The organism is Mesorhizobium sp. CNPSo 4688, assembly GCF_057784295.1.
Window position 1 is genome coordinate 1 of the sequence record NZ_JBWLUY010000047.1, and the last position, 10,434, is coordinate 10,434.

At 58.7% G+C, this 10,434-nt stretch carries 14 protein-coding genes; 7 read left to right on the plus strand and 7 right to left on the minus strand.

Annotated features, from left to right (window positions below):
- Window positions 1-230, plus strand: a 230-nt coding sequence (locus AC04SH_RS33950; RefSeq protein ID WP_488577998.1) for a DUF1236 domain-containing protein, incomplete at its 5' end; no start/stop codon positions are given.
- Window positions 231-398: 168 nt separating this feature from the next.
- Here the strand turns inward: AC04SH_RS33950 and AC04SH_RS33955 are convergent.
- Genes AC04SH_RS33955 through AC04SH_RS33970 form a run of 4 tightly spaced genes read right to left on the minus strand, consistent with a single transcriptional unit; the run spans window position 399 to window position 2,454 of the window.
- The gene (locus AC04SH_RS33955; RefSeq protein WP_488577999.1) at window positions 399-938 is read right to left on the minus strand and encodes a DUF6894 family protein; all 540 of its coding nucleotides are present in this window, start codon (window positions 936-938) and stop codon (window positions 399-401) included.
- A 34-nt stretch (window positions 939-972) separates the two neighbouring features.
- A complete protein-coding gene (locus AC04SH_RS33960; RefSeq protein ID WP_488578000.1) occupies window positions 973-1,632 on the minus strand; it encodes a hypothetical protein in 660 nt (219 codons plus the stop codon).
- The gene (locus AC04SH_RS33965) at window positions 1,616-2,026 is read right to left on the minus strand and encodes a phage holin family protein (RefSeq protein ID WP_477349560.1); all 411 of its coding nucleotides are present in this window, start codon (window positions 2,024-2,026) and stop codon (window positions 1,616-1,618) included. The genes AC04SH_RS33960 and AC04SH_RS33965 overlap by 17 nt, the downstream gene beginning before the upstream one ends.
- 17 nt (window positions 2,027-2,043) lie before the next feature.
- On the minus strand, window positions 2,044-2,454 hold the full coding sequence (locus tag AC04SH_RS33970; RefSeq protein ID WP_488578001.1) for a hypothetical protein: 411 nt from the start codon (window positions 2,452-2,454) through the stop codon (window positions 2,044-2,046).
- 88 nt (window positions 2,455-2,542) lie between these two features.
- On the opposite strand from AC04SH_RS33970, the gene AC04SH_RS33975 reads away from it, so the two are divergent.
- The 6 genes from AC04SH_RS33975 to AC04SH_RS34000 all read left to right on the plus strand — a co-directional run bounded on the left by AC04SH_RS33975 (window position 2,543) and on the right by AC04SH_RS34000 (window position 7,689).
- A complete protein-coding gene (locus AC04SH_RS33975; RefSeq protein WP_488578002.1) occupies window positions 2,543-2,968 on the plus strand; it encodes a hypothetical protein in 426 nt (141 codons plus the stop codon).
- A gap of 95 nt (window positions 2,969-3,063) precedes the next feature.
- Entirely contained in the window at window positions 3,064-3,537 is a 474-nt protein-coding gene (locus AC04SH_RS33980; RefSeq protein WP_488578003.1) for a VOC family protein, read from the plus strand.
- 206 nt (window positions 3,538-3,743) lie between these two features.
- Window positions 3,744-4,088: a response regulator gene (locus AC04SH_RS33985; protein WP_488578004.1), complete on the plus strand. Its 345-nt coding sequence runs from the start codon at window positions 3,744-3,746 to the stop codon at window positions 4,086-4,088.
- Window positions 4,089-4,158: 70 nt separating this feature from the next.
- Window positions 4,159-6,204 (plus strand): sensor histidine kinase, encoded by a 2,046-nt coding sequence (locus tag AC04SH_RS33990; protein WP_488578005.1) that lies wholly within the window; start codon window positions 4,159-4,161, stop codon window positions 6,202-6,204.
- Window positions 6,205-6,341: 137 nt separating this feature from the next.
- On the plus strand, window positions 6,342-7,046 hold the full coding sequence (locus AC04SH_RS33995) for a DUF899 family protein (RefSeq protein ID WP_488578006.1): 705 nt from the start codon (window positions 6,342-6,344) through the stop codon (window positions 7,044-7,046).
- Between the two features lie 37 nt (window positions 7,047-7,083).
- Window positions 7,084-7,689 carry a cupin domain-containing protein gene (locus AC04SH_RS34000; RefSeq protein WP_488578007.1) on the plus strand — a complete coding sequence of 202 codons (606 nt, stop codon included), beginning with the start codon at window positions 7,084-7,086 and terminating at the stop codon, window positions 7,687-7,689.
- A 226-nt stretch (window positions 7,690-7,915) separates the two neighbouring features.
- Here AC04SH_RS34000 and AC04SH_RS34005 read toward each other — a convergent pair whose 3' ends face one another.
- The 3 genes from AC04SH_RS34005 to AC04SH_RS34015 all read right to left on the minus strand — a co-directional run bounded on the left by AC04SH_RS34005 (window position 7,916) and on the right by AC04SH_RS34015 (window position 10,413).
- On the minus strand, window positions 7,916-9,316 hold the full coding sequence (locus AC04SH_RS34005) for a phospholipase D-like domain-containing protein (protein ID WP_488578008.1): 1,401 nt from the start codon (window positions 9,314-9,316) through the stop codon (window positions 7,916-7,918).
- 164 nt (window positions 9,317-9,480) lie between these two features.
- Complete coding sequence (locus AC04SH_RS34010) at window positions 9,481-9,762, minus strand: hypothetical protein (protein ID WP_488578009.1); 282 nt, start codon at window positions 9,760-9,762, stop codon at window positions 9,481-9,483.
- A 246-nt stretch (window positions 9,763-10,008) separates the two neighbouring features.
- Window positions 10,009-10,413 (minus strand): host attachment family protein, encoded by a 405-nt coding sequence (locus tag AC04SH_RS34015; RefSeq protein ID WP_488578010.1) that lies wholly within the window; start codon window positions 10,411-10,413, stop codon window positions 10,009-10,011.
- Window positions 10,414-10,434: the final 21 nt, after the last annotated feature.

Genomic DNA, 10,434 nt, shown 5'->3' on the forward strand with positions numbered 1-10,434 from the left:
AAGACATCATCATCCAGCCCGAGCAAGACACGGTTATCCGTGAATATGTGAAGAAACAGCCTCTCGCTTCGGTGAAGCTTCCCGGTGTGGAACTCAACGTCGGCACGGCTCTGCCTGATACGGTCGAGCTTCACGAAGTGCCGAACGTCCAATACCGTTACGTCGTGATCGACAACCGCACGGTTCTCGTGGATCCGGGCACCCGCAAAATCGTGAAGGTCTACGACTGAGCACGTTGCTACGTCAGCCCGTCGCCTCCCAAGGAGGTGACGGGCGAACAAGATGCGCGTCGTTCGCTGTCAACCGGTTGTCGGCCACGGGCAGTCAGACGCAGACCCGGACAATCGCCGCCGCCATTACGCGCCACCAGCCAACCGATCGGGCGCATGGCCAGAGCCTCAGTCCCGGCCCGCAACTGCCAGGTCAACGCGGCCTGTTGTCATTGGCCTGCCGGGCGGCTTGAGCCTCGGCAACGTCGATCGCGCAAAGAGCTCGTTGCCGCCCTGGTCGCGCACGCGTACCAACCATCCGGTCAGATCGTCAGCGCCGGGCTGCAGATCGACCAGCATGTCGATTGCGCAACGGATCGCTTCGGCACGAGAGGCCTCAAAACGTGGCATTTCGGCAGGGGGAACCTGGCCGGCCTTGTCCCCATCGCGATATTCGAACGTGTAAATACTGCTCTCCCCCGAATGGACATCGTCGCGTTCCGCAGAACCATCCGACACGTCGTTCCCGTTGACTGGCATCTCGAACGTTGCGGTCTGGACAAGCAGGGCTTTTGCACGGTCGATTGCGCCCAGCGCGCTGTCGGCGTCTTCGCCTCGCGCCATTTCGACGGCGACAGCTTCCCCGCCCTCACCTTCAAACACCACTCGAACCAGAGGCAGGCCGGAGGGCGCGGCCGCAAGCCCAATGTTGATTCCAACAATCTGCATGGGAATTCTATGAACAGCCTCTCGTCACTGCCGATTAGCGATTTGGCTGATCGTCGTCTTCATCCGCGCGGCCGAGATAGTCGCTGGCTGCCGTCAATACAGACAGGAATACAGCGGCGTATCTGGCAAATCCGAAGGCCTGTGCGGCGGCCAATTTCGCACCGCGCGCGTGTTCGGCGATAAACTTGTCCGCGGCATCCTGAACTTCAGCTCCAGCCTTGCCGAACAGGGCGCGCTCTTTTGCTGTGGGCTCGAACGCCTTGCCGATAATGTGGCCAAGCAACAGGCCTCCTGCAGATCCAGCAAGCACCTTCGCACGCATTGAGTTTGTGATCGCCTTGGGCGTATGGGCTTCGTATCGAATTGACGCTGCGTCCGAATGCGTGGTGCTGGCAACCAGGTCGACACCGTCGCCATCGGCGCTTGCTGGGCCGCGGGCACTTCGCCTGCCGGCGTCAAACACCGCAACGGCGCCCAACGCGACTGCTGCGGCGGCGCCGCCATTATCCTTCACCGCGTCGGACACACCGCCAAGCGCCATCGCAACCTTCCGCTTCGCGTAGCGGGTCGACGCATCGACCAGATTCCGGGGCTGCAGCCGCCGGCCTATTTCGCTGACAGGCTCAAACAAGGCCTGCCGTTCTGCTCGGCTTTGCAGCATGATCTCTCGCATCTCTTCACTGGGTTGAGCCAAAACGCATCCCCTGTTTTAGTGCTGCGATATCGGTGCGCACCTGGTTGACGGTCTCGACCGGTGTGATGGTCCATCCCACCAGCGCTCGCTTGGCAAGATAGAGCAACAGCACTCCGCCGACCCCCAGCAAAACACCGACCGCCAGACAAGCGACCATCGGATTTACGCCGACATGGATCATCGCGAGGATCAGGAACTGGACCATCGCGAACGCTGCCAGGACAAAGAGTGCTAATGCGGCGATGCCGCATGCACCCGATGAGACGATCGTCGACGTCTTGACCTTCATCTCCGCCTGGAGAAGCCGAAGATCGAGGCGCATCAGCGAAGCGAAATGGCTCAGCCCTTCGCTGAACACGCTCCCCAAGGGTCGGCGATCGAAACCATCATCCATTTGGAGTGCTCTTCCTCTCAGGACCGATCGGAGCTTCGCATGATGCGCGTGAGAACCGCGCCGGCCAGGATGCCGACGCCGAAAAAGGCAGCCGGTTGGCGCTGGGCGAATTTCGTCACCGAATCCAGCAATTCGCCAACGTTGCGATCCCTGATATCCGAAGAAATCCGTTCCACGCCTTCGGCCGCGCTCCGAACCATGCCAGCAACCTGTGGGGATTGCTTCTCGATGCCGTCGGCCGCTTCTTTGACGGAATGGGCGATATTGGCGATCGCGTCGGCGCCCGCGGTCTTGTTCGACTCGACCGCTTCCTTGAATGCTCCAGCAGCATCCGATGCCACCGAGCCGGCATAATTCTTCGCGTCAGTCGAAACTGACGCGGCTGCGGTTTTGAGGTGCGTTGCGGTTTCAGCCGCGCTCGACTTCAACTTGCCGAGTGCTTCCTTGCTGGTGCCGGCCTTCTCGGCATCGGAAGTGTGAAGCCATTCCAGGTCGCTTGAAGTTTCGCTGAGGTCGTTGGTTGGTGTGTTCACGATTTTTCACTCCTGTTGTCGTGAATTGAACTCGGCCAACAGCAACCAGTTCCTACCGCAGACGAATATTCCTGCCGCCAAATTTGCCGCCCAGGCCGGGGCGCCGCAAGTGGCCTCAGGTACCCCTGACTTCGTATCGCCGATGGACAACCCCGTCGCCGGGCCAATCCAGTCTCGACCAAGGGCAGCAACTGCCGACATTCAAATGACGAGCTGCAAAGGAGGTGCGATGGCAAAGCCAACGACCAGCACCGAACCGGATTCGGACACCTGCTCCTACGAGCTGAATTTTTTCGCCGACAAGCACGTCCTGTCTCTGAAGATGGCGGAGGTCATTTCGCGCAGCGACGGGCCATCCCGGCCCGGTGCGATTGCGCGGCTGCAGCCTATCTTCGCTTCAAGCGTTTGAGGGAGGTGAGAGCCAAGCCGCCAGCGACGAGTATCAAATCCCAGAGTGCCATGACGGGAAGCGCTGGTCTGGCTTCAGATCGAAAGGAACACGCAATGCCAAAAAATACGATTTGCCTCTGGTACGACAAGGACGCGGAGGCTGCGGCTCGGTTTTACGCCGAGACCTTTCCCGATAGCGAAGTGGGTGCCGTCCATCGCGCACCAAGTGACTTTCCGTCCGGAAAGAAGGGCGACGTCTTGACGGTCGAATTTACCGTCGCTGGCGTTGCCTGTATCGGTCTCAATGGCGGCCCAGCGTTCATACAGAGCGAAGCCTTCTCGTTCCAGATCGCCACCGACGATCAGAAAGAGACGGACCGCTACTGGAATGCAATCATCGGGAATGGCGGCCAGGAAAGCGCTTGCGGTTGGTGTAAAGACAAGTGGGGCGTGTCTTGGCAAATTACACCGCGCATACTGACCGAGGCGATGGCGGCCGGCGGCGACCAAGCCAAGCGCGCGTTTGATGCGATGATGGACATGAAGAAAATCGATGTCGCGGTGATCGAGGCGGCGCGTCGCGGCTGAGGTTCGATCGCGCCGAGCGGCCATGTGCGAACGTCAGGGAACGAATGATTCTTCCGCGAATTGTTAGCGGGCGCTAACAAATTTGTGGGAGGGATATAATGGGTAGTCGAGACTGCTTTGCCGTGCTGGAATTCCGATTCTGATGATCATTCTCGTCATGCTTTTCGCGCGCCAGGTGCCACATGGCTAACCAAAGGCGCCCTAGAGTGCTCGTTGTTGAGGACGAAGTGCTTGTCGCCATGCTCATCGAAGACATGTTGGCGGACTTGGGATTTGAGGTTCTCGGCCCCGCAATGCGCCTTGACACTGCGCTAAAGATGGCGAGGGAAGAAACGTTTGATCTCGCGGTTCTGGACGTCAATCTAGCGAATGAACAATCCTTTCCCGTAGCCCAGTTGCTCCAGGAGCGAGGTATCCCTTTCTTTTTCTCCACAGGCTACGGTCTGCGTGGCCTGGACGAGCGCTTCAAAGAAGTCATGACACTTCAAAAGCCGTTCGAACCGCACCAACTCGCAGATGCAATTTCCTCGGCCTTACCTAGGCGGGGATAAATAGTTTCATTTTCTAGATCGCACTTGATTAGTCTCAGCATGATGATTGGCGCGCCGAACAAGTGTGGGGATGAAATTGCCTCGTCTGTCAGCTCGATTGTATCTCCTGGGTCTGATAACAGCCGCGGTTGTACCGGTTTGGCTCTTCGCTGCTTACCTCCTCGCCCAATACGCGTTGAACGAGCGGTCGCGTTTCGAGAGTGAGGCGCTGCAGGTCGCGCACCAGATGTCACTCGTGGTCGAAGGCGAGATTACCAACCTCGCCACGGTGGTAGACGGTCTGTCTAAATCCTCCGCTATGTCTCGAGGCGACCTGATGACGCTGCACAAGGAAGCGGCCCGCTTGGTGCTGGGAACAGATCGCATCATCTTCTTGCGTGACGTAGGCCGCAACCAGTTGCTCAGCACTCAGGCGCCCTTCGGCACCGCCTTGCCGCCAGTCTCTGCGCTGTCAACATCGGAGATAGCCAAGCTAAGGTCCAATCTGCCGATCGTCAGTGGCGTCTATGCGGTTTCGGGCACATATCGAATTGCAGTCTCTATTCCTGTGCATGGCCCGAACGGCGAAGACTGGCTCCTCGCCATTTCGGTCCGCACCAACCACATTCGCGACATCATGATGCCGGCTGTGCCGGAGGGTTGGACTATTGGAGTTGGTGACCGGGAGGGCGCCTATGTGGCACGGTCCAGGCTTCACGAGGAAATGACCGGTAAGCCGGGGTTGCCCGAGTATCTGGAGAAAGTAGCCGGCCGCTCGGGCACGTTCACCTCCCGCAACTTTCAGGGCATGACGCTGCTGGCCGGCTACTACCGCTCCGGCGCCTCTAACTGGTTCTACACTGCAAACGTGCCGCTCTCGATCGTTCAGGCACCCCTTTGGCGATCTCTGGCAGCGATCGCCGCCCTTGCCCTTGTGGCAATGTTGATCTCTTCCGCACTCACCTACGTGGTCGGCAAGGGGTTTGCCGAGGCGGCCCGCGATCTGGCTAGCCGCGCTGATGCTTTGGGACAAGGCCGACCGGTCAAGGCCATGTCCACCGCGATCTCAGAGTTTGCAGTTATCGCTGACGCGCTTGTCGCCGCCGAACGCGCGCTTGCTGAACGCGAATTCGAACTGGAAGCTGTGCTGGAAACGGCCCCTGCGGCGGTCTGGTTCACCTACGATCCCCAAGCACGCCGAGTGATACGCAATCGCTTTGCGGCGGAGCTCATGGGTTTACCGACCGACACTCGGAAGTCCTTCGGTACGACCGATTTGGTTATCGACACGATTGCCCTGCAGGATGGCCATACCGTGAGCCGCGAAGATCGGCCGCTCAGCAAGGCGATGCGCGGCGAGCAGACAGACAACCAGGAATTTGCCTACATCCTTCCGAATGGCGTTCAGCGCACACTTCTGTCGAGTGCCCGCCCGATCCGCGGCACTTCTGGCAAGGTCATCGGCGCCGTGCAGGTCAGCCTCGACATAACCGCACGCAAGCAGGGCGAAGAACAGCGCAGGCTCCTTGTTAACGAGCTCAATCACCGTGTCAAAAACACCTTGGCGGTTGTTCAGTCCATCGCGAGCCAAACCCTGCGCAATGCCACCAGTTTGCCCGAGGCGGGACGCTCGCTCACAAGCAGGCTCGTCTCGCTCGCCAAGGCACACGATATCCTGACGCAAGAGAATTGGAGCGGCGCCGATCTGAAGGATGTCGTCACGGCGGCACTTTCACCGCATGCCAATACGGAGCGCTTGCAAATCTCAGGGGATGCGGTCTGGCTTACCCCTGCCCTGGCACTGTCCCTGTCATTGGGTTTCCATGAGCTGGCCACCAATGCAATCAAATACGGAGCACTCGCGTGCAAGGAAGGAACCGTCTCCATCTCCTGGGCGGTGAGTCGGCGAGAGGAGAGGAAGCACGTTCGAATTGAATGGCGCGAGCTAGACGGCCCCCCTGTGGTAGCTGTCGAGCGCAAAGGATTCGGTACGCGAATGCTTGAAGGGCTTCTCGGGCCACAATCTGCAGGGAACGTTACCATCACGTTCGAGCCGACCGGTCTCGTTTGCGTTTTTGAGGTTGACCTGGGGGAATCTCTGCGAACCGATGACGCGTCCTGGGCTCAGGTCGAGTGATCTCTCGACCGATCTATCATTGCACAGCCCGCCGAGCAGGTTTCGCCTGGAACGACCGATCCTGACATGGATGCATCGTTGACTTTCGAGCGCCTCGCCCAAAATTGAATATGGCAGCGGACATCTTGGAGACTCTCATGGATAGCGGCACACTCACGCCCGCCGACGCACTGGCGGGAAAGGCCCGGACCCCTTTTCCTGGCGCGAGCGATGAATATCGCAAGGCGCGGCAGGCGCTGTTGAAGGACGAGATCGAATTTCGTCGGCATATGACCCGCGTTGCCGAACAGCGCAGAAGCCTGCCGGATGGACCGCTCATCGAGAAGAATTATCGCTTCAAGGATGCGAACGGCGCCGATCTCGGACTGCTTGAGCTTTTCGGCGACAAGGACACACTCGTAACCTATTTTTGGATGTTCGGACCGCAGCGTGCGCGGCCCTGTCCCATGTGCACGAACTGGCTGGGTGCGGTGAATGGAAACGCCGCCGACATTAAGCAGCGCATCAGCCTGAAAATTCTTGGACGCAGCCCGGTCGAGCGCCAGATCGCGTTCGCTGGGGAACGCGGTTGGCGCGATTTGGATTTTGTCCAGACAGTCGGTGACGACTACGCCAACGATCTCAGGCTGATCAACACCGACGGCACCGAGAACCCAGCCCTGGTCGTGTTCAGGCGCGACGGTGAGCGGGTACGGCTGTTCTGGGCCAGCGAGATGACGACGGAGATGGCTGACCCCGGCCAGGATCCCCGAGACGCTCCAGACATCGCGTCACTCTGGTCGATCCTTGACCTTACCCCAGGCGGACGCGGAACCGATTGGTATCCGAAGCTCAACTACTAGGGCTCAGGCGCGGCCAGTCCCAACTCGAGGCTTCGGCATGAGCATTCTGGAGAGCGCGAAGAGAGCCGTCGAGAAGATCACCGGTGTTGCGAGACCGGGGAAGAAAGATCTCGCCGGTCTCGTCAGACGGCGCAAACCAAATGCCTTCCGATTCAAGGATGATGGCCTTGTGCCCAATCATCCGGCTTGGCCGCTGGTCGTCTACCGGGGCGCAGTGCGCCTGCCCGACGAATTCGATCCGGCCGCCGTCATGGAAGCGTTGTTCGGAGCCAATGGCTGGGGCGGCAGCTGGCGCAATGGCATCTACACCTACGTTCACTACCACTCGCAGATACACGAGGTGCTGGGCGTCGCACGCGGCACCGCCAAGGTACAATTTGGCGGCAAAAAGGGCCGGACGCTGTCCCTGAAGGCGGGCGACGTGGCGGTACTTCCGGCCGGCACCGGTCACCAATGCCTGTCTGCATCCAGCGATTTCCTGGTCGTCGGTGCATATCCGCCTTTTGGAACATACGACGAATGCACGACTGCCGACCAACATGAGGACGCGCTGGAGACAATTCCCAAGGTTGGCCGTCCACACAAGGATCCCGCCTACGGAAGCAAAGGCCCGCTTCTGGGGCTTTTTCAACGCGCTCGTTAATGGCGCAACGAAATTAGAGCTGAACTATTGTGAATGCGAATCCCCCATCGAGACTGTTCGTATGTCCAAGATCGATGACGAGTGGAAATTGGGCCGTACGGTCAAGTCGAAAAACTCGCCGATGGCGTGCTGACCGTCGCGGGCAAAATCCGAATGCCGGATCTGCCGCCGACGTCCTGTCAGCTGGAGCCCCGACCACCTCCCGCGTTGCAATCTGTGCTGCCGGCTACAGCTGAGATTCAATGGGAAGGTGGCGGACCAAGCCCGCGAGGATACGGCGATAGACCCCGGCTTCTGGTTCATGCGTGAAGTCCTGCATTTTGCCTCCGTCGCAGCCGCGCCAGTGCAGAACATTGTGCTTCAGTTCGAGACGGTAACTCGCTTCCGGAGATATCTCTGATTGGAATCGATCCCGCAGCTCGGCAACCAATCTTGCATCCTCGAAGAGCACGCCCATTTCCGAATTCAAAGACACTGACCGCGGATCGAAATTGAAGGAACCGACGAAGCCAATCCTATCGTCAACGGTGAATGCTTTCGTATGCAGACTGGCGCCCTTTGAACCAAACACCGAGATTGACGGCTGACGGCTGAAGGGCTGAAGCTCGAAAAGTTTGACGCCCTTCCTCAGCAGCCGCTTGCGGTAGTTTGCGTAAGCGCCGTGGACCGCGGCGACGTCTGTGGCGGCCAGGGAATTGGTCAGAACCGAGACGTCAACACCGGCACCGACAATGTCCAGCAACATCGCTGTGCCCCTTTTGCCGGGGATGAAATAGGGTGAGACAATTTCCAGACACTCGCGCGTCGATTGGATGATGGGACGCAGCTCTTTCATAAGCCAGCTGCGGCGTCTCCAACCACGAACCTTCTCTGGTGGATCGGAAATGATCCGCACTCCATCCACCCAATGAACGTCGTTGCCGGCCGCAATAAACTCTGAGATCGAGGTCCGGTCACCGATCCCGTTCAAGAATTTGGAGTCGGTATCGGAATCGCTTAGTTCGAAAAGCCTGACGTGCTCATGCTCCGTCGCCGAACCAAGAGATTTGATTGGCTTGGCTTCCTCGCACGCCCAGAAGGCATCGAATATTGCTGCGGTTTGCTGTACGGCTGGGCCAAGGAGCAGCATGTCGAGGTCCCGGAAATTGGTTTCTGCCGCATCGAAATAGGCATTGCCAACATTGCGCCCGCCGACAATGGCAAACTTGTCGTCGGCGATCCAAGCCTTGTTGTGCATCCGTCGTGTCAGTGCAAAAAGCCGCAACAGCACTTCCACGCCACGCATGATCCGGCCGCTCCTGATGCCGCTCGGATTGAACAACTTCAATTCGATGTTTGGATGATTGCTAAGCGCCCAATAGGCAGCATCGTTTTTGCGCGGATTGACGTCGTCAAGGAGCATGCGCACCCGCACGCCGCGCTCAGCGGCTCGAAAAACCTCCTGCAGTAACAAACGGCCAGTGTGGTCATCGTGCCAAAGGTAGTACATGAGGTCGAGCGTGCGCACTGCGCTCCGTGCCGCCAGCACGCGCACAGCGAAAGCATCATAGTTGTCCGAAACAAGTAGCAAGCCGCTCTTGCCGGCCTTGATGTTGTCGTCTGCGGTTTGAGAAACCGATACATCCATGTAAATTGGCCATCTTCGGACGGAGGTCGCAGCCGGCCCTGCTCAAAATCATAGCAAGAACCCTTCACTGCCATTCTGGTTGCATATCCAGCCGTTTAATAGCCTGGAGCTGCCCGTCAAATGATCCATCAATGACGGCGAACCGGCGGCGGACCACCTAAATCCTACGGCCGGTTCAGGTTGATCTCGCTGATGACAATGTTCTTGCCGGTAGATGGGTCTTTGTCGGTTGTCGTCAGACGCATCCCGTTGTCGCCAACCTTCTCCAGCTTCAACTGCGCAGCCCGGTCACCATTGACTTCTTTCGCCCAACGAATGCCCAGCACCAAGGCGTCGCCTGAACGATTGCCATTGAGTCCGGCCGGGCCGGTGCTCGATCCGGTATAGGTGCCAGTGTATGTCTCGCCATTTGTCTTGACGTCGGCGCCGATGGCTCGCGAGAACACGACGTAGCCTGTACAGACGCAAATTTGCAATTGATCTTGATGGGCTTGGAATCGGCGTCGGTTTTCACCGTTCCCTTGCCAACCCAACTTCCGGCAAACGATTTCAAAAAGTCACCGTCATCGGCCTGTGCGGGCCATGCGACGCAGAGCATTGCTGCTGCGAAACATCCAAGGGATTTTTTTCATAATAGGTATCCTTATGTTCACCATAGCCGTAGCGACACCGGGGCGGCACGTGCGATCCGTCTAGGCGGCGGCAACTGCCTTCTCTATCTCCTGAGCCGAATGGCCCGTGAGATCCTTGGCGATTTCGCCGATGAGCACGGCTGACAGTTTCTGATGGTAGTGTTTGCGCAGTTCGCCAAGCGTTCGGGGCGCGGCGATGATGATCAGATTGTCGATCTGCCCGCCAAGAACCCGGCGGTTGAGCAGTTCGGCAGTTCCGGCTGCGAAGCTATCTTCCTCGATCCGGCTGTTGTCCGGGTTGGCGGAGCTGCTCTGATGCCGGGCGCCGGATCCCTTGTTCTCGTTTGTCACATCCTCAACTGCCGAGGCAGTCAGACTGGGATTGGCCTCGTCTCCCGAATTGCGAAACAAATTGAGCTTCTCGCCATCAGCTACGGCTACGGTCGCTCCCTTGGGGATATCCATTTTTATTGATCTCCGAGATTG

Coding starts and splice junctions, on each gene's coding strand:
- AC04SH_RS33955 (WP_488577999.1), bottom strand. CDS start 938: ATGCAGATTGTTGGAATCAACATTGGGCTTGCGGCCGCGCCCTCCGGC.
- AC04SH_RS33965 (WP_477349560.1), bottom strand. CDS start 2,026: ATGGATGATGGTTTCGATCGCCGACCCTTGGGGAGCGTGTTCAGCGAA.
- AC04SH_RS33980 (WP_488578003.1), top strand. CDS start 3,064: ATGCCAAAAAATACGATTTGCCTCTGGTACGACAAGGACGCGGAGGCT.
- AC04SH_RS33990 (WP_488578005.1), top strand. CDS start 4,159: ATGAAATTGCCTCGTCTGTCAGCTCGATTGTATCTCCTGGGTCTGATA.
- AC04SH_RS33995 (WP_488578006.1), top strand. CDS start 6,342: ATGGATAGCGGCACACTCACGCCCGCCGACGCACTGGCGGGAAAGGCC.
- AC04SH_RS34000 (WP_488578007.1), top strand. CDS start 7,084: ATGAGCATTCTGGAGAGCGCGAAGAGAGCCGTCGAGAAGATCACCGGT.
- AC04SH_RS34005 (WP_488578008.1), bottom strand. CDS start 9,316: ATGGATGTATCGGTTTCTCAAACCGCAGACGACAACATCAAGGCCGGC.
- AC04SH_RS34015 (WP_488578010.1), bottom strand. CDS start 10,413: ATGGATATCCCCAAGGGAGCGACCGTAGCCGTAGCTGATGGCGAGAAG.